The sequence below is a fragment of the Paraburkholderia flava genome (assembly GCF_004359985.1).
GTDB classification, from domain to species: Bacteria; Pseudomonadota; Gammaproteobacteria; order Burkholderiales; family Burkholderiaceae; genus Paraburkholderia; species Paraburkholderia flava.
In genome coordinates, this window is sequence record NZ_SMRO01000003.1 from 1 (window position 1) to 20,859 (window position 20,859).

Sequence of the window (20,859 nt, forward strand, 5' to 3'; positions counted from 1 at the left end):
CCAGGATCAAACTCTTCAGTTCAATGCCTGTTACTGTTTTCTGTCCTCTCGGACAGGTCGCTCACTCAAAGATGACAGGTCCTGAATCCTGAAATTCAAAAACCTGACTTACTTTAGTGTGAGACTCTCGATACTTATGCCGGCTTCAGACTCATCATCTGAAACCCGCCTTGCCATCGAGCGCCCACACTTATCGGCTGTTAGTTTTTAAAGATCGTTCACGTCGCAAACCGGCACTACCACCACCGACTCACTCCGCGTCTGCCGCCATGCAGCAGAGAAACGAGATTATGAAGACTCCTTCTCGCTTCGTCAACACTATTTTTTCGCTTTCGCTTAAAACCGGTCAGACGTCGCAACCGCTGGTTTCTGCAGCGGTCCTCGTTCGCAAACGAGGAGGCGAATAGTAGGCCAATCTGCGGCACGTGACAAGGGTATGTACCAATGATTTTTTCGAGGAACTTACTTCGCCCGCTCGCCAGCCACCTCTGCCAACGGAATCGCCGCTGCCATCGCCGCATAGCCGGCATCGCTGGGATGGATATGATCGCCGCTGTCATACGAGCGCCGCAGGTGCTCCGGCGCAGCGGGATCCTGCAACGCCTCTGAAAAATCGATCACCCCGTCGAATGTGTGACTCGTCCGGATCCACTTATTCACCGCCTGCCGGATCGCCTCCCGCTGCGCCGGCAGGGAAGCCGGCGTCAGCGTCGCACCGAAAATCCTGAGTCCGCGGTGATGCGCCGCTGAAATCACGTCCCGATAACCGTTGATCAAATCGTTCGCGGTCACCACCGTGTGCGGCGCATCGCAATCCAGCCCCGCGCGTGACGGCATCGCTGCGAAATTGATATCGTTGATGCCGATCAGCAGAACGACCGTCTGCACGCCCGGCTTCTGCAGCACGTCGCGATCGAACCGGCGCACCAGTGCGTCTCCGTAGCACCGCGAGTCGCTCAGCAAGCGGTTGCCGCTGATGCCCAGATTGACGACGGCCATCGGCCGATCGCCCGAGGCCGCCAGCCGACGAGCCAACGCATCTGGCCAGCGGCGATTCTGGTTGAGGCTCGAGCGCATACCGTCGGTGATCGAATCCCCGATCGCCGCGATCGCCCCGGCGGCCGGCGCCTCTACGGCCAACCCGGTGACCCACGCGTACTGGGTGAAGCGCTCGCGAAACGCGTCTCCACCAGCATCGCCGGTGCGATCGCCGGGCGTCGACACATAATTCACCTGATTCGAAACACGGTGCCACGCGACCATCCGCTGCTCACCGCCCATATAGCTGCTGATCGCATACGGTGCGCCGCCCTTGATATCCATCCGCACAGGATCGCTGTCGATCTCAGCGCCCACCGGAACCGTGACCGACGCCCTGCCGGCGAAAGTCACGCGCACATCCGTGCCGGGTCGCGCCGCCGCGCCCGACGTCGAACGCGCAATCCGCATCCCGTCGATCACGAGCGGCGCGCGCCCATACTCATTGCTGACGTGTAGACGGGCGACCGTTCCAGACAAGGTCGGATAGACCACCTGCCGAACAGTCCGCCCCGCCACGTCCGGTGCGCGATACAGAGGCGGCAGATCCGTCTGCTGCGGAATGGGCTGCAACGCCGTCGCCCAGGAAATTACCCAGTGCGGTGGCGCATCGGCGGCAACTGCGAAATGCGCAGCAAGGGACAGCAGAACAGCACCGCACGAGGCGGTCAGACGGCGAAAAGTCATGCGATTATCGAACGGCCAAGGATGAAGCCGGTCATTGTGCCCGATCATTCACTCATGGGGTATTCGTCGCCGTGCTGCATCAGTGCTACCGTCCGTGGTAGTCCCGAGACCCGCGCGTTATCGCTATAAAGTCGCGCATCGACAGGAAGAACCCGATGAACTGGACAGTCCTCTTCGTCGCGGTGTTGGTAGGTATCGATATCGCCGCTACCTCGGTAGTGATACGCAATGCGTCCTGGACGACGTCGCAGCGTGTGCTCCAGCTGGTTTTCATCTGGCTTGTGCCGTTGGCCGGGGCCGCGGTGTGCCTGATGTTCGCGAAAATCGGCAGGCAGGCCGAGGATCCATCGTCGAACGGCGGTTGGGGCGGCACCTTTATCGTCCCTGGAGCCGATGGCCATGGCCTAGGAAGCTTCGATGCCGGGAGCCATGGTTCGCACGGACATGGCCATGGCACCGGGGGGTTTCGACGCCGGGGGCCACGGCTCGGACGGAGGCGTTGGGCACCACTAGACCTACTCATGCGTCACTTATAGACAAGCACCAAACCACCGCCGCACCGCCTCATCCGAATAGCCATCTTCGCCTCGCCACGCGGCGGCATACATCCAGTCGCTTCGGCCATGGATGGCACGATCATGGGATCGAGGCACGAGGACCTCGATGCAGGCAAGCATTTCAATGAGCATGCGACGTTCGTTCTTCGACGAGGCAATGATCGCCGCGAGATTTTTCTCGAGCGTGCCCGGATGATCGCCTGCTTCGCTGGCCGCAACGACCTCGAGAAGGTTTCTGAAAATAGCGATGTCCTGCGCGGTCGGGTTGGGAATCTCGGTACGTGCCAGTTGCAGAAGGTCGAACCACGCGTAGTCGAGCCGACCGTGACGCACGCCACCCCACTTGAGACGCTCGGAGTTAAGCACGCTAACGTCGACTTCACTGTAGCGCTCCCAACCAACGACACCATCCTTCGTATCGCGGCACACACCGCAGGTATAGCTGATGCGCGTGACTTCTCCGCCGGGCCCGTAACTACGTCCACTTTCCACCGGCGTATAACGATGCGGCGAAAGCCGTCGAGCAATGTAGTACGACGCAATGCCGGATCGCCAGTCCAGACGCCTGCTCGAAAGACTGCTGAGAAACGCGCGTGCCGCGCTCGAAGGTGCGATGCGTTCGCGTAGCGTCAGGATGTCGGCGAGGCACTCATCGTGTGAAAAGCTGACAGGATCGAACATGACGCCTCTGGCTTTCGCATACGCGAAATCGTCGGGATCCGTGTACGGTTTGTCGTTCCAGCCCGAAGCCTTCCAATAGGTCTTGAAGAGAATATCTTTTGCCTTCCTGTCGATGGCGAGTGGCATCGTCGAACTTCCTCGTGGCTGAACGAACGCATCGGGTTTGCTTCACTGTGGCGTCGACCGTGATGAGACATCGATGGGCATCGTGCCACCTTATCCGGAGCCGGGCAATTACCCTCATTCACGCTCGCTCGACCCATCGCGTGCTTCGCATTTTTATCGACTTCCTTTATGCTCGTTCATCGCCGGAGCGCATTGCTAAAGTGCCGCGACGTCCCGGCTGACAGCAGCAATCGGATCACCCAAATCCGATGAAGTCGATCACACGAAGAGGCAACAACAGTGCTTGAATTAGCGGCTCGCGACAAGGCGATGTTGAACGGCGAATCAGGAGAAGGTGCCGCACTGGCCATGCGGATCGTCGCCGCCACCGCGCATGTGATGAACGCGCAGCGACTCATCGACGTCTCCTCCGCACACATCGACGGTTGCCTGTATCACGGACCGGTCAGTCTCGACTTCGTCGAACGGTTTGTCGCGTCGGGATCGCGAGTCGCGGTCCCGACGACACTCAACGTCGGATCGCTCGATCTGATCCATCCCGAGCTCTATCGCGGCAAAGCCGATACGGCGAGCGCCGCAAAGTGTCTGATGGATGCGCATATCGAACTCGGATGCGAAGCCACGTTCACGTGCGCGCCGTATCAGTTGAAGCATCGTCCCCGCACGGGCGATCAGATTGCGTGGGCCGAGTCGAACGCGATCGTCTTCGCCAACTCGGTCCTCGGCGCGCGGACGAGTCGCTATGGCGATTTTCTGGACCTCGCGGCAGCCATCACCGGTCGCGTCCCCTACGCGGGCCTGCACGTCACAGAAAACCGCGCCGCGCGCATCGTGCTCGAAGCGCCGAACCTCGCCGGCTCATCCCGCCGCGATGCCTGTTTTGCAGCGCTCGGTTTTCTGCTCGGTCTCAAGGCTGGCGCAACGGTAGCGGCGATCACCGGACTTCCTGCCGACACCACCGAAGACGAACTTAAATCGCTGGGCGCCGCAGCGGCATCCAGCGGTTCGGTGGCGCTTTTCCACGCGGTCGGCATTACGCCCGAAGCGCACACGCTCGATGAAGCGCTACAGGGCGCCGAGCCCGAGCAGACGATCATCGTCAGCGAAGCAGACCTGGTCGCGATCCATCGGATGTGGAACAACGCGCCCGCGAACGAGCCGCTCGCTGCAGTCAGTCTCGGCACGCCGCATTTTTCCGTGGATGAATTCCGCAGGCTTGCCGAACTGCTCGATCGACACGAAGGTCCGTTGCGATGCGACTTCTACGTCAACACGAGCCGCTTCGTTCTCTGGCAAATCGAAGAAGAAGGTCTAGCTGAACAACTCAGCGCACGCGGCATTCAGATCGTGGTCGACACCTGCACGTACATCACGCCCGTGATGAAGCAGATCAGTGGACTGGTGATGACCAACTCAGGTAAGTGGGCTCACTACGCCCCCGCGAATATCGGCGTGACGGTCGCGTTCGGGAGCATGGCCGAGTGCGTGCGTTCGGCATTCGAAGGAAGAGTGCGTATCGATGAGCTGGCCAACTAGGACGATGAACATGACCTCATCCAACCTCACGTTGACCGGCGACGTACTCGTGCCCGGACGAGCCGGCGGCCTCGCAATCGTGCTTTCTCCGCTGAGTTTCTGGGGCGGCTACGACGCGGAAAACGGCTTGATCGTCGACAAGACCCACGCTTGCTACGGACAAAGCCTGAAAGATCGCGTGCTGGTGATGCCGCGAGCACGCGGCTCGAGTTCCAGCAGCAGCGTGCTGGCCGAAGCGTTGCGCAACGGTACGGGTCCGAGCGGCATCGTACTGATGGAACGCGATCTGATTCTCGCCATCGGCGTGATTGCGGCCAACGATCTCTACGCGCTCAACGTCCCGGTCGTGTCGGTCGGCGAAGAGGCGTTCGCGCAGATTGCGTCGTCGGCTGGCGTACTGGAGATCGACGCCGGCGATACCGCACGTCCCGCCAGCATCGTGGTCAAGGAAACCGGGCCCTAGTTGTAACCCAGAATAGCGATCGAAACGACATCCGCCCGTTCAGGCGTGTTGCCAGCGAGGCCGGACAGCGGCAACGTCAACAACGACACATAAGAAGAAACCAGTTCGGGTTCGACGGGACGTCGATTGCTACGACGGGCAGCGTTCGCGACGCGTTGACGCGATAGCCGCATTGATTCGGTGAGCCGCATGACAGGCATTGTCCCGATCACAGATTGATAAAGTTACGCGACGCGGCGTTCACCGCGTCACCACCGCTTCGACGACCGTCATGATCTGCTCGGCGGCCGTCTTCACATGATGCTCGAGCAGCTTCGCACCGAGCTTCGCGTCGCGCTTCCTGCACGCGTCGACCAGCGCCATGTGCTCGGCGTGAGACTGCTCGCGGATCGGCACCTGCACGACCTGAAAGCGGAAATAGCGATCGCTGCGATCGTGCAGCACCCGCAGCATCTGCAGCGTGATGTCGCGCTGTGCGGGCAGATAGAGCGTCTCGTGAAGACGCCAGTTCAACTGCCCCCAGACTCCGGAATCCGACTTGTCCATTTCCTTGATCAAGCGCTCCGCCTTGCCCATCTCGGCATCGGTGATACGGGGGATCGCTTCGGAGAAAATCCAGGGTTCCAGTCGCAACCGGATGTCGAACGTTTCCTTGATCTCGTCGATCGACAGCTTCGCAACGTAAGCGCCCTTGTGCGGGACGTTCGTCAGCAGCCCTTCTGCGGTCAGTCGCGTGATGGCCTCGCGGATCGGCACCCGGCTCACGCCCAGCTCGTCGGCGAGCGCTTCCTGACGCAACGCTTCGCCGGGCGCCAGTTCGCCGCTCAGGATGCGTTGCCGAACGGCGGTGGTCACCAGTTCGACCGTCGTCGGCCGAACGATCTTTCGCGTGCTTTCGTCCGCGACGATCTGGCTCGTCGTGGAGGCTGCCTTGCTACGAGGTCGTGTGGCTACCGGGGACATGTCTATACATTCGAGGATTCCAGATACAGCGGAATGCTATCACGCCGCCGGAGCATCTCGGATCCAAAATCCAAAGCAACTTCGTCTTCACAGCGACGCCGACCGCCGCACCCACTTGCCGTTCTTCATGACGGCCGCGATACGCTCGCCCTGTCCGCCGAGAACGCCGATGTCCTTCAACGGATCGCCGTCGACCACCAGCAGATCCGCGTAGGCTCCCGCCGATACAACACCGAGACGCCCCAGCTGACCGACGATCTCCGCACCCACCGCCGTCGCCTGGCAGATGGTCTCGAACGCGCCGAGAATGCCGGCGCGGATCGTCAGCTCGTCGCTCTGGTACTGATGCATGTCGCCGAGCAGGTCGGTGCCGAGGCCCATCTTCACGCCGTTGCGCTTGAGCAGTTCGAGCGCTTTCAAACCCTGAATGCGCACTTTCTCGTTCTTCGCGAGCGTGCTCTCCAGCACGCCGGCCTTCGCGCCGACCTTGCTCATCGCGTCGTAGGTGACGAGCGTCGGCACCGCAAACGCGCCGAACTCGGCCATCACAGCTGCGGCTTCGTCATCGATCAGATTGCCGTGCTCGATCGTCCGCACGCCGAGTTTCACCACGCGCGCAATCGCCTTGCTCGTGTACGCGTGCGCCATCACGTAGGTCTGGTGCGATGCCGCTTCCTCGACGACAGCCATCACTTCATCGACAGAGAACTGCAGGTTGCCGATCGGATCGGTCGGCGATGCAACGCCACCCGACGCCATGATCTTGATGTGATGTGCGCCCCCGCGCATCTCTTCGCGAACCGCCTTGCGCACTTCATCGACCCCATCGACGATCCGTCCGATCGCGCCGAGATTGCGATGACAGCCGCACGGATCCGGGTCCGAGTTATCGAACCGTTCACGGAAGTCGCCGTGGCCGCCCGTCTGCGACAAGGCCTTGCCGGCGACGAACAGTCGCGGGCCGGCAATCACGTCCTCTTCGATTGCACGCGACAACGCGTAGTCGGCGCCACCGGCATCGCGCACAGTCGTGAAGCCTCGGTTGAGCATGCCGGCCAGGATAGGCACGGCTCGCAGCACTGCAAACGTATTCGGCAAGCGACCGTTGGTGCCCAGATGCGCGACCGACGCAATGACGTGCACGTGGCAATCGATCATGCCCGGCATCACCGTCTTGCCTTCGACGTCGACGACCTCAGCACCTTCGATCGACACCGGCTCGTGCGTCACGTCCTTGATGACGTCTCCGTCCACGACGACCGAGTAGCGAGCGGTGTCGCTTTCGTGATTCACGTCCAGGACGCGCGCATTTTTCAGGATCAACATATTCGATTCCCCAGCATGTTTTTGCAGCGGCCACCAGACCGCGCAGGATCATTTCAGCAGGAAGCCTTTGGCCAGCGGATCGCGATCGTCGACGAAGATCGTGTTGTGTCCCGTCACGCGCGCCCACCCTTCGATGCTCGGGACGATCGCGTCGAGTTCGCCGACCTTCGTCGCTTGCTCAGGCACACCGTTGAAAAGCGTTCCGATAATGCTTTCGTGCACGAAGCGCTCGCGGATCTTCAGCCGGTCCTTCGCGACCAGCTGCGCCATGCGTGCGGACGTCCCCGTCCCGCACGGCGAGCGATCGATCGCCTTGTCGCCGTAGAACACCGCGTTGCGCGCGCTCGCGCCTTGGACGGTCGGCTCGCCCGTCCACATCACGTGACTCAGTCCGCGAATCTCCGACTTCTCCGGATGAACGAACGCGTACTTCTCGTTGGCCTTCTGCCGCAGCACCGGACTGAGGCGCTGAATGTCCGAAGGCTTCAACGTATGCAGGCCGCCATAGTTCTGTTGCGGTTCGACGATCGCGTAGAAGTTGCCGCCGTACGCGACGTCGAAGCGCACCTCGCCGAGCCCGTCGATGTCGACGGAGAGATCAGTCGAGTGGAGGAAAGACGGCACGTTCACGAGCTTTACGGAGTCGACGTTATCGCCATCCATCCTGTAGGTCGCGACGACCAGACCCGCCGGTGTATCGAGACGCAGCACACCCGGTTCACGTGGGCGCACCAGCCCGTGCTCGATTGCCGTGGTCACCGTGCCGATCGTGCCGTGACCACACATCGGCAGACAGCCGCTGACCTCGATAAAGAGAATCGCGACGTCGCAATCCGCGCGGGTCGGCGGATACAGAATGCTGCCCGACATGACTTCGTGACCACGCGGCTCGAACATCAGCGACGTGCGGATCCAGTCGAACTCGCGCTCGAAATGCGCGCGCCGCTCGATCATGTTCGCGCCTTCGAGTTTCGGCGCACCTCCTGCAACGACCCTGACGGGATTGCCGCACGTGTGTCCGTCGATACAGAAGAATGTCGATTTCATAGCCGTATTCCGATGCGGGGCGCTGCCTTGTTTCAACACGCCGCCCCGCTCAATCCATCTTAGTTCGCAAGCGCACGCACATTGTCGAGCGTCTTCCGCACGATTGCCACGACCCGCTCGCGCTCTGCGCCTTCGAGCTTCAGACGCGGCGCCTTCACGTTTTCCGAATAGCCCGCCGTGATGTTCTCGGCCAGCTTGATGTACTGGACGAGCTTGACGTGCGTGTCCAGATGGAAAAGCTCGATGAGCGCACGATACAGCGTGCGAGCCCGTTCGAAATCGCCCTCGATCGCGAGATCCAGCAGTTCGACCGATTCGCGCGGAACCGCGTTGGCCATCCCCGACACCCAGCACTTCACACCAAGCGCCGCCGACTCCAGCACCAGATCGTCGACGCCGCAGACCACCGCAAGCCGGTCGCCGAAACGGCTGATCAGATCGGTTACGCGCGTCGTGTCATACGACTCCTCCTTCAGCGCCTCGATGGTCGGCATCTCGAGCAGTTTCGCGACGACGTCCGGCGTCAGATCCACGCCGTAGCCACGCGGGTTGTTGTAGAGCAGGATCGCGAGACCGGAAGCCTGCGCGACGGTCTTGTAGAACGTGATCGTCTCGTGCGCGTCGGACTTGTACGTCAGCGCCGGGAACACCATCAGGCCCTGCACGCCGAGTGCTTCCGCATCCTTCGCGTACTGGATCGCGCTGGCCGTATTGGTTTCGGCGAGTCCGGCGATCACCGGCACGCGACCGTTCACCGTCTCGACTGCCAGCTTGATCACCGTGCGCTTTTCTTCGGCCGTGAGCTGCGCGCTCTCGCCGACCATGCCCATCATGACCACGCCGCCGACACCGTTCGCGATGAGGCGGTTCAACCCGGCCTTGATCGCCTCGTGATCGAGCGAACCGTCGTCCTTCAGCTTCGTCGTCACAGCGGGGAAAACACCTTTCCAGTTCACTTGCATGGCTACACCTTTTCAAAAGAGACAAATAGAAGCGGGGCGTTGCGCGAGTCGATCGGCATCGCACGGGCCCCGTTAATTCCGGAAGCGGTTAATCGAATAGGGTTCAAGGCCGATTCCGGGCGTTCGGTTCGCAAGCAGATCGGCGACGAGCGCGCCTGTCGTCGCCGACTGCGTCAATCCAAGGTGACCGTGTCCGAATGCGTAAATGACAGACGACGCACGCGGCGAGCGGCCGATCACGGGTAGCGAATCCGGCGTGGCGGGCCGATGCCCCATCCACTTCACTGCGCCGGTATCGTCGATGCCCGGCAGAAAGCGTTTGCCCAACGCCAGCAGCGCATCGCTGCGCTGGTAGTTCGGCGGCGCCTTCAGTCCGGCGAACTCGGCCGCACCGCCGATGCGCACGCCGATATCGAGCGGCGTCGCGACAAACTTGCGCTCGGCAAAAATCACTTCACGCGACAGACCGATGCCGTGCGCCGGCAGCGTCGTGTTGTAACCGCGCTCGCTGTCGAGCAGCACGCGATCGCCGATCGACTCCGCCAGCGCAGCGGACCACGCGCCCGTCGCGACAACGACGTGACGGCCCGTCACGCGTTCGCCGGTCGCGGTGACGGCGGCCGGTATCGATGCATCGCTCACATCGAGCGACGTCACCGCACTTTCGACCAACGTTGCACCGAGTTGCCGCACGCGCTCGCGCAACTGCGTCACGAGACGCTTCGGGTCGCCGATATGCGACCAGTCGTCGAGAAACACGCCATGACGAAAAACCGGCGCGAGCGACGGCTCGCAGACGCGAATTTCGTCCGCGGACATCGCACGCCAGCGCACGCCGAGTTCGCGCTTGAATGCCCATTCGTGTTGATCGGCTGCAAACGCTTCGTCGGTCTCGTAGACCGTCAGCGCGCCACGGCGATAAAAGCATTCCATCGCGCCGATGTCGGTGAACATCGGAATGAGATCGTCATAGACGCGATTGTTCAGCTTCGCCAGTGCCAGCGAGATTTCACGGAAGCGCTCCTTGTTCGATGCGCGCCGAAACGCGAGGAACCACGGCAACGCGGAGGGGAAATGTTTCCAGTCGAGCGACAGCGGACCGAGCGGATCGAACAGCCACTTCAGCACCTGTATCGACAGACCGTTCACGGCAATCGGCGTGCTCTCGGTAACGGCAATACCGCCCGCGTTGCCATGCGACGTCCGGTCGCCGTCGAAGTCGCGATCGACGAGCGTGACCGTCGCGCCGTCGCGCAGCGCGGACCACGCACACGCGAGACCGACTATTCCGCTACCGATCACCACGACGTCGGGGGTTGCCTGAGAAGTTCGAGCTTGCTGGATCATTTCAGTGAATCGAGGTATTGCACAACCGTCTGGGCCTCCATGGCCCCTGCAGCACCAGGCTGCGACTGCGATAACGTTTTAAAGAAAGCGAGGCGCGATCTTCTGCCGCCCCGCCACAAGCGCTACACCTGTTCCATGAATTCCGGATCGTCGAGACCGCGCAGCCTGTGAACCTGGTCTTCGAGCGGTGAAACGGCCAGCTGCGCGAACACGAGCGCCACGGCAAGATCGGCATCGTCATACAGGCCCGCCTCGCCGAGCAGGTTCATCGTACCCAGCGTGACACCGTTCTTGCGCACAGGAATGTTCAGCACGCTTTCGCATCCGATCGACCACAGCACCCGATACTCCGAGAACACCGCCTGAATGTCTTCGCGCGTCGAGCCGATGAATATCTCGCCGTGCCGAAGCACCTGATCCGACCAGCGGCTTTGCGTCACCCGCTTGAGACCGCCGATTGGATTGATGTCGAGTCGATTGCTATGCAAACGTCCGAGCCGGCTCGACGCTTCGTCATAAGCCAGCACCGTGAAGAGCTTCTGTCCGAAGGCTTCGGTAAGGCCACGCTCGAACTCGTTCCACACGAGATCGGCGTGGCCGGCCGGCTGCTGTTCCTGCTGCATCCGTGCAATGCGTTCGATCGCATGGAAAGCGGATGCGTGGTTGGTACCGGTCACGAACACCCCTTATTTCGCGGTTCGAAATGCGGCGCCCTGCGCATCGGAACGCGCGAGGCCGTATTCGGTTTCGGAAATTTCCTCGAGCGTTTTGCCGCTCGTCGATACGCCGAGGATGATCACGGCGAGCGCACCGATCAGCAGAATGATGGTCGTCATCCCGAACACGCCGGCGAAGCCCCACAGCGGATAGATATAGCCGACCAGCATCGGCGAGCAGATCGCCCCGATGCGGCCGAATGCGGAGGCCGTGCCCATCCCGGTTGCGCGCAGATGAGTCGGAAATACCTCGGGCGTGTACGCATATTCGCCCGCGTTCACGCCGTTCATCGCGAAGGACATGAAGACCGACGCGAGCACGATCGACGTGTCGCTGCCCGCATTGGCCAGCCAGAGCCCGGCGATACACGCCATCGCCATGTACGCGACGATCGTCGCCTTGCGCCCGAGCTTTTCGCAGAAATACGCCGACGAGTAGTAGCCCGGAATCTGCGCGAGGTAGATCACGATCGAGATCGAAAAGCTCTTCGTGATCGTCATCCCGTGCTGAACGAGCAGGCCCGGAATCCACACGAAGAACGCGTACGAGCAGAACGTCACCGACAGCCACAGGCACCAGGTCATCAGCGTCGTTCTGGCGAGCGGTGGTTTCCACAGCAGCTTCAGGTTGCCGAAGAAGGAACCCGCTTGATCCAGATCCGCGATGCTGCCCGCGACGGGCACCACCGGCGGCAACGTCACGCCCGAGCGTTCGACCTGCCGCTCGATGTCCGACACCACCGCTTCGGCCTCGGCATGACGCCCGCGAATCTCGAGCCAGCGCGGCGACTCGTGCAGCGAACGCCGCCACCACAGCAGCACGACGACAGGAAGCGACACGATCACGAGCGCGATGCGCCAGCCTTCGGGATTCAGCGGAATCACGAAGTAACCGATCAACGCGGCGGCCACGAAGCCGAACGAGAAGAAGCCGGCCAACGCAGCGGTAAATGCGCCCCGATAACGGTTGCTGACGAACTCGACGAGGAACGGCGCGATGATCGCCCCTTCAGCGCCCATACCGATGCCGGCCACCGCCCGCAGCAGCGCAAAGGTATGCCAGTCGTTCACGAACGCGTTGGCGAACGTCAGCACGCAGAAAAACGTCAGCGCCCACATCATCACGACGCGACGCCCGAAGCGATCCCCGAGCAGGCCGGCAAACAGCGCGCCGACCAGAAAGCCAACATACGTGCTGCTGCCGAGCAGACCCGTTTCGAAACTCGTCAGATGCCAGCGCGTGCGAACGACGGGCAGGATGAACGCGATGATGGCTGCGTCGATCGCTTCGAACATGAAGCCCAGACCGCCCATCAACAGCAGCTTGAAGTGAAACCGGCTGAACGGCAGGCGTTCGAGCCGGGCGGCAATCGGAGACATGGCGTTGCTCCCGAAAATGAGGATCGACCGGTGAGGTACATTGCCGGTCGAGTTCGATAACAATATCCTGGATCCAAAATCCGAAGTCAAGGGCGGGTAAACCTAGCGTTAGCCTTATCAGCTCACAGCGCAAGCGAAGACCTTAGGGGAAAGAAAACCTGGAAACAGCGGCGAACGGCGACCTGACTGCTCGCCGACGATGGAGCGATAAAGGACAGTGTGGCGACGGCCTGCTTGCCGGTCGAGTCGAGGAAGAAGTTTGGCGACGTACGAGCGTGTCGACGCCGGTGCACCGTGAGTTCCCGCCGAAGACGACGCCACGCCCCGACGCTTTGTGAGCCCGTCCCCTCACACGAGACTGCCCACAAAGCAACCATCCCTATCAGTTAAGACGTTTCAACTCACCATCGTCCGCATACCAGTCGACAGTTTTGCCGCTCGTATTGATAGTCACCGCGCGCGGTTCGCTGAACTGATCGAACGATTCGACGCCCGTCTCGCGCCCCACGCCGCTGTTCTTGAAACCACCCCAGGGCGACGCCGGGTCGAGCCGGTGGTGATCGTTGACCCAGACCATGCCGAACTCGAGCTTGCTCGCGACGCGATGCGCGCGCGCGACGTCCTGCGTCCACACGGAAGCTGCGAGGCCGAACTGCGTATCGTTGGCGATGCGAATGGCGTCCGCTTCGTCGTCGAAGGGCATGACGACTGTGACCGGTCCGAACACTTCGTCCTGACCGATTTCCGAACGCGGATCAACGTCATACATTACGGTCGGCTCGATGAAAAATCCCTGCTTCAGATGCGACGGCACGCCGCCACCCGTCAGCACTTTTGCGCCCGCCGCCTTCGCACGCTCGAGCATCGCGAGAATGCGCTGACGTGAGCGGTCCGAAATCACCGGGCCGAGTTGGGTCTTCGCATCTTCAGGGTCGCCCACGCGAATGCCCATCGCCTTCACACGGAAGCGCTCGAGAAACTCCGCATAGATCGACTTCTGCACCAGAATCCGCGCGCCGCACACGCAGGTCTGCCCCGCACCGATGAAGGCCGCGAACGCCGCACCGTTGACTGCACGCTCCATGTCGAAATCGTCGAACAGCATGACCGCGCCCTTGCCGCCGAGCTCGAGCGTCGTCAACGCAAAGGTGCGCGCCGCTGCTTCGCCGATCGAGCGCCCGACGTCCGTGCCGCCCGTGAACACCACCTTGCGGATCAGCGGATGCTGCGCGAGCGCCGCGCCTGCTTCGCGCCCTTCCCCGTTCACGACGTTCACGACGCCCTTCGGCACACCCGCTTCATCGAGCAGACGCACCAGACGCACGGTGGTCAGCGGAGTCTGTTCGGATGCCTTGATCACGACGCTGTTGCCCGTCGCCAGCGCCGGCGCAAGACTCTTCGACAGGATCATCAGCGGATGATTGAACGACGTCATCAACGCGACCACACCGAGCGGCACGCGCTGCGTGTAGCACAGGTACGGTCCCTCGATCGGAATCACGTCGCTTCGGCGTGTCAGCGCGAGCGCCGCGAAATAGCGGTAGAACTGCGGCAGACGCGAAATCTGTGCGCGTGTCTCGGAGATCGGCCGGCCGTTGTTCAGCGTTTCGAGTTTATAAAACTGTTCGAGGTCCGCTTCGAACAGATCGGCGAAACGGTTCAGCACGCGTGCGCGCTGATGGATCGGCATGTCGCGCCACGCGCCGCTTTCGAACGCACGCTGACCCGCGCGCACCGCGCGGTCCACATCCTGTGCCGATGCGGCCGCGAGCGCGCCGATTACCTCGCCTGTCGCCGGATTGACGATATCCATCCGGCGGCCGTTGTCGGAGTCCGTCCATGCGCCGTCGATAAAAAGTTGTGCATCGAGATGCGACTGGTTCACTGTGTCCATAGCGTTCGATTCCATGTAGCTCACTTGAGATCACTTGAAGGGCGATGCATGCGCGTCGGGGCGCATCGCATCGTTGGCTTGCGGGTCGGCCGGCTGCAGGTCTTCGAGGCGCTGTCCGGTCGGCTCGACGCCGAGCCACGCAACCACGACGATCTGAATGACGAGCAGTCCGATCATCAGCGCCAGCACGCCGACGACGCCGTACTGCGAATACAGTGCGACGACGATAAACGGGGTGATGATGGTCGCGCCGCGACCCAGCGCATTGCAGATGCCGGATGCGCGCAGCCGGACTTCGGTCGGATAGAGTTCGGGCACGTAGATCGCGAACAGCAACGCGACCAGCACGTAGATCGGGATGATCAGCAACAGGCCGACAAGCGGCAGCAGCACCGGATCCGAAACGAACGGATAGATCGCGCCGAACACGATCGCGGCAAACGACGCACCGATGATGGTTGGCTTGCGGCCCCACGAGTCCGCCGTCAACGCGCCGATTGCGGACCCGATTGGCGCACCGAGCGACATGACGAGCGCGAAGCCGAACGACTTCGCGATGCTGAAGCCCTGATGCACGAAAAAGGTCGGCAGCCAGGTGACGAAGCCGTACAGCAGCGTATTGATGACAACAAGTGTCACGCAACCGACGATCAACCGTTGCAGCATCGTCCCGCTGAACAGCGAACCGAACGACAGCGGCGCTGCAGCAGGGTTGGGCTTCGCGACGACAGGTGGCGGCAACGGCTCGCCGCCGCGCGCTTCGGTTACTTCGCTTTCGATGCGATACAGGATCGCTTCCGCTTCGTCGCGACGGCCCACCGAATCAAGCCAGCGCGGCGACTCGGGCAGCGACTTGCGCGCATACCAGACACCCATCGCACCGATGCCGCCCAGGACGAACATCGCACGCCAGCCGAACGCGGGTATCAGCAGCAGGCCGATCAACCCCGCGACCGGCAATCCGGACACGACGAAAACGGCCATCAATCCCTGCAGCTTGCCGCGCTTTTGCGGTGGAACGAATTCGGTCAGCGTCGAATAGCCGACGACATTTTCCGCGCCTAATCCGAGGCCCATCATGAAGCGGCACGCGATCAGCACGCTCATGTTCGGCGCGAGCGCCGCACCGAGCGACGCGATGCCGAACACCGCGAGATTCGCCTGATAGGTGAAACGGCGGCCGAATCGATCGCCGAGAAAACCTGTGCCAATCGAACCGAGCATCATGCCCAGAAAGGTGAGCGAGACGAACAGCGCGTTCTGCCCGAGTGTCGAGAAGCCGGTCTTGAGCGTTGCACCGAGTACGGTCGACGCAACGTAGATGTCGAAACCGTCGAAGAACATCCCGATGCCGATCAGCCACATGATGCGCCGATGAAATCCCGACATCGGTAAGCGGTCTAGCCGTGGTCCTGCGTTAGCGTTCATGTCTGTCTCCTGTCGACCAGAGTCGGCTTGTCGGGCGGAGTAAGCGCATTAGCGCCCGCTCTGCTACGCGGCTGGACTCCGGTCCCATGCACGGTGATGGTTGGCAGCGTGCTGCGCAAACGCGAGTCTTCTAGGAACTCGTTCGCGCGCGGCACGTGTGATTGCGATGGATGAACTTGCGGTCAGCGCCCCTGCATCAGTCGCAGACTCGTGACGGTCAGCATGTCGGTCGCACTGCGGAAGTTCTGTTCGATCGGGCTTTCTTCTGCAGCCTGAAAGAACGCCTTGCACTGACGCGCGCCTTCGTCGTCGAGCGCGAGAATGCGATCGGTAAGCGCATCGGCGTCGCCGCGCAGCGCGGCAGGCTCGCAGACCTGCGTGATCAGCCCCGCCTGCAACGCGGAGGCGGGCGTCAGCGTGTCGCCGAACAGCACCATCGGAAACAGTGCCTTCGGCAGCGCGTAGCGGCCCACATAGGCCATGATCGCCGCGGGCGGCAAGCCCTTGCGCATCTCGGGAAACGCCAGCGTCGCGCTCGACGACACCAGCGTGAAGTCGCACAGAATCGCGAGTCCGAAGCCGAAGCCATGCGCGTCGCCATTCACCTCGGCGATCGAAATCATCGACGTGCTGCGCACAAGGCGCTTCAGTTCGATCAACCGCGCGACTTCCGGACGGATCGTCACGGCATCGCGCCCGGCGCGCTCGCGTCCGGTACAAAACACGTTGCCACTCCCGCGGATGCGCAGCACGCGCGCGCCCGGCTCCGCGACTTCACTGCGTAACGCCGCAGTCATCGCGTCGAACATCGGACCGGAGACCTCGTTGCCGTCGTCCGGGCGATTCAATGTGAAACTCAGCACATCACCCACTCTCTCGATCAAAACCGGCTGCTCAAACGGACTGCGATCCATAACTTCTCCTGTGTCGACCGGCGTTGACGCCTCGGCGTTTGGCCCGATCCCGTCATGATGTATAATCTGTATACAGAGTATTCACGAGACCATGAGGTGTCAATGCCTTCCAGCAAAACCGCAGTGAAGACGGCTAAAACCGTGACACCGAAGCACGCGAAAAATGCGCATGCGAGCACGCGTTCACTCGACGAGATCGCCGGCAAATACCACTCGCGCATGCGCACGGTCGACGCATCCAGTGATTCATTGAGCGAAGGTGTAGTGGTGCCGGCGTTGCGCGAGGCGATCGTTGAGGGCGTGCTCGCGCCGGGCAGCCGACTTTCAGAAGTCCAGGTCGCGAAGCAGTTGAACGTCAGCCGCACGCCGATGCGCGAGGCGTTCTCGCAACTTGAACGCGAGGGACTGGTGACGGTGCTGCCGCGAGTCGGCGCGTACGTGCGCGCGGTGACGCTGCGCGACGTCGAGGAGATTTACACGGTGCGCGCGGCGCTCGAATGTCTCGCGGTACAGCTCGCGCAGGAACGCATCACGAAGCTCGGCACCGCGCAACTCGATGACGTGATCGCAGCGATGAAATCGAGTGTCGATGCGGACGACCACGCGGGCTACGTCGATGCGCTGGACCGCTTCTACGCGATCGTGATGACGATCGCCGACAACCGCACGCTGCAGGACAGTCATGCCGGCCTGATCGGACCCGTGCGTCGTCTGCGACGTATTGCGATGACGCGCGGCGGTCGGATGCAGGCGTCGTTCAGCCAGGCGGTCAAAATACGCGATGCCGTTGTGAACCACTCGTCGAACGTGCAGGATTTGATGCGGGAACAGTTGGCAGGTGCATGTCGTGCTGCGCTGGATGTGTTGAACGAGTCGAGTGATTAGTCACGAACGAGGCGCTTCCGGTGGAAGCTCATCGTCGTCCATGTTGAGCACGATCTTCCCGACCGACGAAAAAATGATGTCGGGTATGGCGCACTCAAGCTCCTCACGCTCACTCTCACTCGCGTCGAAATACGCCACGCGTTCATGGCCAATTACAACGAAGAACGGGCTTCCGTCAGGCCGATAGAACGCGAGATCTTCGGGTAGATCGAAATGGACCCAATCGAAAGGACTTTTGGAACGTCGCTTCAGCAATCCGATGCTTCCGCCGGAGGTCGTCAGGTATGTGACTGTATTGGGGTCTCCCGGTCCGACGACGCCTCCACCGGGCCAGGAAGACTGCAGTTGCTCCAGTTCAACGTAGGGTTTTGCTTCGTCGAAAAACGATAAAGCCTTGGGGGTCAGCATGTAGCGCACCATCGTCCTGGTGACGAAGCTAAATTTCGGGCACCGGGCAGCACAAAAATCAAGTATCCGCTCATACCACCGGTCCGCCTCTACGTCTGCGACCTGAAGAACCGTCCGGTTCGACATGGCGTTACCTCTATCGAAGTGGGATATGGTTGATGGGGCTGATGGGTCCAAGGTGCTACCGCCGCCATACGGATCGTCGTACCCGGGTCAACTTAGGTGAAAAGCCGCTCGACTTAAAGGGAAACCGACCCAGGCACCGATCCGGTCCCGCAAAATATTTATAAACCGACCGGTCGGTTGATTTATAATCCCCCTCACTGACCACTCCGGACGAGAGCGCTCCCCATGTACACGCAATCCCTCGACATTCCGGGCAACGTCGCCCCGCTCGACGCCGCCACCGGTTCGCCGGAGCAGGCGCAGTTCAACGCTGTCATGGCCGCGGACGGCAAGATCGAGCCGCAGGACTGGATGCCCGACGCTTACCGCAAGACGCTGGTCCGGCAGATCTCGCAGCACGCGCACTCCGAAATCGTCGGCATGCTGCCCGAAGGCAACTGGATCAGCCGCGCACCGAGCCTCAAGCGCAAGGCGATCCTGCTCGCGAAGGTGCAGGACGAAGCCGGCCACGGTCTCTATCTATATAGCGCGTGCGAAACGCTCGGGGTCTCGCGCGATCAGCTGGTCGATGCGCTGCATGCGGGCAAGGCCAAGTATTCGAGCATCTTCAATTACCCGACGCCGACGTGGGCGGACGTCGGCGTGATCGGCTGGCTCGTCGACGGCGCGGCGATCATGAACCAGATCCCGCTGTGCCGCTGCACGTACGGTCCGTACGCGCGCGCGATGATCCGCATCTGCAAGGAAGAGTCGTTCCATCAGCGCCAGGGATTCGACGCGCTGCTGTCGATGATGAAGGGCACCGCCGCGCAACGCGAACTCGTGCAGCAGGCCGTGGACCGCTGGTGGTGGCCGGTGCTGATGATGTTCGGTCCGAGCGACAAGGATTCGGTGCACAGCAGCCAGTCGGGGCAATGGGGCATCAAGCGGATCTCGAACGACGACCTGCGTCAGAAGTTCGTCGATGCGACGGTCGATCAGGCGAAAGTGCTCGGCGTCACGCTACCCGACGCCGACCTGAAGTGGAACGACGCGCGCGGCCACCACGACTACGGCACGATCGACTGGGAAGAATTCTGGCGCGTCGTCAACGGCGACGGTCCGTGCAACAAGGACCGTCTCGCCACGCGCGTGAAAGCACACAACGACGGCGCATGGGTCCGCGAAGCCGCGCTTGCGCACGCCGACAAACAACGCCAACGCGCGCAGCAGCACGCCGCCTGACGCAAGCAACACGGGATACGAGAGACGGGAGATCGACAATGAACAAGGAATGGCCGATTTGGGAAGTGTTCGTGCGCAGCAAGCAGGGCCTCGATCACAAGCATTGCGGCAGTCTGCATGCCGCCGACGCATCGATGGCGCTGCGCATGGCGCGCGACGTCTACACGCGCCGCCAGGAAGGCGTGAGCATCTGGGTCGTGCCGTCGTCGGCGATCACGGCGTCGGCACCCGACGAAAAAGCGGAGCTGTTCGAACCGGCCGGCGACAAGATCTATCGCCATCCGACGTTCTTCACGCTGCCCGACGAAGTCAACCACATGTAAGCGCGTCATGGACATCACGCCCCAACATCTTTCCTACCTGCTGCGCCTCGCCGATACCGCGCTGGTGCTCGGCCAGCGCAACGCCGAGTGGTGCGGTCACGGCCCGATCCTCGAAGAAGACATCGCGCTCGCGAACATGAGCCTCGATCTGATCGGTCAGGCGCGCCTGCTGTATTCGCACGCGGCGACGCTCGAGCAGCGGCTCACTGGCACGACGCGCACCGAGGACGACTACGCGTACTTCCGCGCCGAGCGCGAGTTCGCGAATTACACGCTCGTCGAGTTGCCGCACTACGGCCCACTGTCCGGCACCGCGCACGCGGACAAGGACTACGCGGTCACGATCGTGCGCAACTTTCTCTACTCGACGCTGATGGCGCATCTGTGGACCGCGCTTGCGTCTTCTCCGGATGAACAGCTCGCCGCGATCGCCGCGAAGTCGATCAAGGAGACCCGCTATCACGTGCACCATGCACGCGAGTGGTTGATCCGTTTCGGCGACGGCACCGACGAATCGCACCGTCGCGCGCAAGCCGCACTCGACTATCTGATCCCGTACACGCGCGAGTTCTTCAGCACGGATGCGGTCGAAGAAGCGGTCGGCGATGCGGGCATCGGTCCGCGCACCGCTACGCTCGAAGAAGCATGGTTCGACGACGTGCGCGCCGCGCTCGACGAAGCGACGCTCGCACTGCCCGAACCGGTGAAGCATGTGACGACCGGCAAGCACGGCGAGCACTCCGAGCACATGGGCTATCTGCTGGCCGAAATGCAGAGCATCGCGCGGCAGCATCCGGGCGCGACCTGGTAACCGGCGCGGAGAGCGAC

20 protein-coding genes are annotated in these 20,859 nt (G+C 62.0%); 6 read left to right on the plus strand and 14 right to left on the minus strand.

Annotated elements, in window-relative coordinates; genetic code table 11:
• Positions 1-462: 462 nt before the first annotated feature.
• From E1748_RS22410 to E1748_RS22420, 3 genes are all read right to left on the minus strand, one after another.
• Positions 463-1,725 carry an SGNH/GDSL hydrolase family protein gene (locus E1748_RS22410; protein ID WP_133649481.1) on the minus strand — a complete coding sequence of 421 codons (1,263 nt, stop codon included), beginning with the start codon at positions 1,723-1,725 and terminating at the stop codon, positions 463-465.
• Between the two features lie 44 nt (positions 1,726-1,769).
• On the minus strand, positions 1,770-2,126 hold the full coding sequence (locus E1748_RS22415; RefSeq protein ID WP_133649482.1) for a hypothetical protein: 357 nt from the start codon (positions 2,124-2,126) through the stop codon (positions 1,770-1,772).
• A 129-nt stretch (positions 2,127-2,255) separates the two neighbouring features.
• Positions 2,256-3,089: a hypothetical protein gene (locus E1748_RS22420; protein ID WP_240766762.1), complete on the minus strand. Its 834-nt coding sequence runs from the start codon at positions 3,087-3,089 to the stop codon at positions 2,256-2,258.
• Positions 3,090-3,368: 279 nt separating this feature from the next.
• Here E1748_RS22420 and E1748_RS22425 point away from each other — a divergent pair, with 279 nt between their 5' ends.
• Together E1748_RS22425 and E1748_RS22430 are read left to right on the plus strand one after the other, a co-directional pair.
• Complete coding sequence (locus E1748_RS22425) at positions 3,369-4,625, plus strand: aconitase X (protein ID WP_133649483.1); 1,257 nt, start codon at positions 3,369-3,371, stop codon at positions 4,623-4,625.
• 10 nt (positions 4,626-4,635) lie between these two features.
• A complete protein-coding gene (locus E1748_RS22430; RefSeq protein WP_133649484.1) occupies positions 4,636-5,088 on the plus strand; it encodes an aconitase X swivel domain-containing protein in 453 nt (150 codons plus the stop codon).
• 240 nt (positions 5,089-5,328) lie between these two features.
• Here the strand turns inward: E1748_RS22430 and E1748_RS22435 are convergent, their stop codons facing one another.
• The 10 genes from E1748_RS22435 to E1748_RS22480 all read right to left on the minus strand — a co-directional run bounded on the left by E1748_RS22435 (position 5,329) and on the right by E1748_RS22480 (position 17,065).
• Positions 5,329-6,051 (minus strand): GntR family transcriptional regulator, encoded by a 723-nt coding sequence (locus E1748_RS22435; protein WP_133649485.1) that lies wholly within the window; start codon positions 6,049-6,051, stop codon positions 5,329-5,331.
• Positions 6,052-6,138: 87 nt separating this feature from the next.
• Positions 6,139-7,377 (minus strand): metal-dependent hydrolase family protein, encoded by a 1,239-nt coding sequence (locus tag E1748_RS22440; RefSeq protein WP_133649486.1) that lies wholly within the window; start codon positions 7,375-7,377, stop codon positions 6,139-6,141.
• A gap of 48 nt (positions 7,378-7,425) precedes the next feature.
• Entirely contained in the window at positions 7,426-8,424 is a 999-nt protein-coding gene (locus E1748_RS22445) for a 4-hydroxyproline epimerase (RefSeq protein ID WP_133649487.1), read from the minus strand.
• A gap of 59 nt (positions 8,425-8,483) precedes the next feature.
• Positions 8,484-9,386, minus strand: coding sequence for a dihydrodipicolinate synthase family protein (locus E1748_RS22450; protein WP_133649488.1), 903 nt, complete (start codon positions 9,384-9,386; stop codon positions 8,484-8,486).
• Positions 9,387-9,458: 72 nt separating this feature from the next.
• Positions 9,459-10,733, minus strand: a complete 1,275-nt coding sequence (locus tag E1748_RS22455; protein ID WP_133649489.1) for an NAD(P)/FAD-dependent oxidoreductase — start codon at positions 10,731-10,733, stop codon at positions 9,459-9,461.
• Positions 10,734-10,855: 122 nt separating this feature from the next.
• Entirely contained in the window at positions 10,856-11,410 is a 555-nt protein-coding gene (locus tag E1748_RS22460; protein WP_240766763.1) for a GAF domain-containing protein, read from the minus strand.
• 9 nt (positions 11,411-11,419) lie between these two features.
• Positions 11,420-12,829, minus strand: coding sequence for an MFS transporter (locus E1748_RS22465; RefSeq protein ID WP_133649490.1), 1,410 nt, complete (start codon positions 12,827-12,829; stop codon positions 11,420-11,422).
• Between the two features lie 382 nt (positions 12,830-13,211).
• Complete coding sequence (locus tag E1748_RS22470; protein WP_133649491.1) at positions 13,212-14,723, minus strand: aldehyde dehydrogenase; 1,512 nt, start codon at positions 14,721-14,723, stop codon at positions 13,212-13,214.
• Between the two features lie 30 nt (positions 14,724-14,753).
• Positions 14,754-16,151 (minus strand): MFS transporter, encoded by a 1,398-nt coding sequence (locus tag E1748_RS22475; protein WP_133649492.1) that lies wholly within the window; start codon positions 16,149-16,151, stop codon positions 14,754-14,756.
• A 182-nt stretch (positions 16,152-16,333) separates the two neighbouring features.
• Positions 16,334-17,065 carry an enoyl-CoA hydratase/isomerase family protein gene (locus tag E1748_RS22480; protein WP_133649493.1) on the minus strand — a complete coding sequence of 244 codons (732 nt, stop codon included), beginning with the start codon at positions 17,063-17,065 and terminating at the stop codon, positions 16,334-16,336.
• Positions 17,066-17,167: 102 nt separating this feature from the next.
• Here E1748_RS22480 and E1748_RS22485 point away from each other — a divergent pair, with 102 nt between their 5' ends.
• Positions 17,168-17,950 (plus strand): GntR family transcriptional regulator, encoded by a 783-nt coding sequence (locus E1748_RS22485; RefSeq protein WP_133649494.1) that lies wholly within the window; start codon positions 17,168-17,170, stop codon positions 17,948-17,950.
• Here the strand turns inward: E1748_RS22485 and E1748_RS22490 are convergent, their stop codons facing one another.
• The gene (locus E1748_RS22490; protein WP_133649495.1) at positions 17,951-18,484 is read right to left on the minus strand and encodes a hypothetical protein; all 534 of its coding nucleotides are present in this window, start codon (positions 18,482-18,484) and stop codon (positions 17,951-17,953) included.
• 225 nt (positions 18,485-18,709) lie between these two features.
• Here E1748_RS22490 and paaA point away from each other — a divergent pair, with 225 nt between their 5' ends.
• From paaA to paaC, 3 genes are read left to right on the plus strand one after another with little or no spacing between them, the layout of a single operon-like run.
• On the plus strand, positions 18,710-19,708 hold the full coding sequence (gene paaA, locus E1748_RS22495) for a 1,2-phenylacetyl-CoA epoxidase subunit PaaA (protein ID WP_133649496.1): 999 nt from the start codon (positions 18,710-18,712) through the stop codon (positions 19,706-19,708).
• A gap of 38 nt (positions 19,709-19,746) precedes the next feature.
• Positions 19,747-20,031: a 1,2-phenylacetyl-CoA epoxidase subunit PaaB gene (gene paaB, locus E1748_RS22500; protein ID WP_133649497.1), complete on the plus strand. Its 285-nt coding sequence runs from the start codon at positions 19,747-19,749 to the stop codon at positions 20,029-20,031.
• A 7-nt stretch (positions 20,032-20,038) separates the two neighbouring features.
• A complete protein-coding gene (gene paaC, locus E1748_RS22505) occupies positions 20,039-20,842 on the plus strand; it encodes a 1,2-phenylacetyl-CoA epoxidase subunit PaaC (RefSeq protein ID WP_133649498.1) in 804 nt (267 codons plus the stop codon).
• Positions 20,843-20,859: the final 17 nt, after the last annotated feature.

Coding starts and splice junctions, on each gene's coding strand:
- E1748_RS22410 (WP_133649481.1), bottom strand. CDS start 1,725: ATGACTTTTCGCCGTCTGACCGCCTCGTGCGGTGCTGTTCTGCTGTCC.
- E1748_RS22415 (WP_133649482.1), bottom strand. CDS start 2,126: ATGGCCATCGGCTCCAGGGACGATAAAGGTGCCGCCCCAACCGCCGTT.
- E1748_RS22420 (WP_240766762.1), bottom strand. CDS start 3,089: ATGCCACTCGCCATCGACAGGAAGGCAAAAGATATTCTCTTCAAGACC.
- E1748_RS22430 (WP_133649484.1), top strand. CDS start 4,636: ATGACCTCATCCAACCTCACGTTGACCGGCGACGTACTCGTGCCCGGA.
- E1748_RS22435 (WP_133649485.1), bottom strand. CDS start 6,051: ATGTCCCCGGTAGCCACACGACCTCGTAGCAAGGCAGCCTCCACGACG.
- E1748_RS22440 (WP_133649486.1), bottom strand. CDS start 7,377: ATGTTGATCCTGAAAAATGCGCGCGTCCTGGACGTGAATCACGAAAGC.
- E1748_RS22445 (WP_133649487.1), bottom strand. CDS start 8,424: ATGAAATCGACATTCTTCTGTATCGACGGACACACGTGCGGCAATCCC.
- E1748_RS22450 (WP_133649488.1), bottom strand. CDS start 9,386: ATGCAAGTGAACTGGAAAGGTGTTTTCCCCGCTGTGACGACGAAGCTG.
- E1748_RS22455 (WP_133649489.1), bottom strand. CDS start 10,733: ATGATCCAGCAAGCTCGAACTTCTCAGGCAACCCCCGACGTCGTGGTG.
- E1748_RS22465 (WP_133649490.1), bottom strand. CDS start 12,829: ATGTCTCCGATTGCCGCCCGGCTCGAACGCCTGCCGTTCAGCCGGTTT.
- E1748_RS22470 (WP_133649491.1), bottom strand. CDS start 14,723: ATGGACACAGTGAACCAGTCGCATCTCGATGCACAACTTTTTATCGAC.
- E1748_RS22475 (WP_133649492.1), bottom strand. CDS start 16,151: ATGAACGCTAACGCAGGACCACGGCTAGACCGCTTACCGATGTCGGGA.
- E1748_RS22480 (WP_133649493.1), bottom strand. CDS start 17,065: ATGGATCGCAGTCCGTTTGAGCAGCCGGTTTTGATCGAGAGAGTGGGT.
- E1748_RS22485 (WP_133649494.1), top strand. CDS start 17,168: ATGCCTTCCAGCAAAACCGCAGTGAAGACGGCTAAAACCGTGACACCG.
- E1748_RS22490 (WP_133649495.1), bottom strand. CDS start 18,484: ATGTCGAACCGGACGGTTCTTCAGGTCGCAGACGTAGAGGCGGACCGG.
- paaA (WP_133649496.1), top strand. CDS start 18,710: ATGTACACGCAATCCCTCGACATTCCGGGCAACGTCGCCCCGCTCGAC.
- paaB (WP_133649497.1), top strand. CDS start 19,747: ATGAACAAGGAATGGCCGATTTGGGAAGTGTTCGTGCGCAGCAAGCAG.
- paaC (WP_133649498.1), top strand. CDS start 20,039: ATGGACATCACGCCCCAACATCTTTCCTACCTGCTGCGCCTCGCCGAT.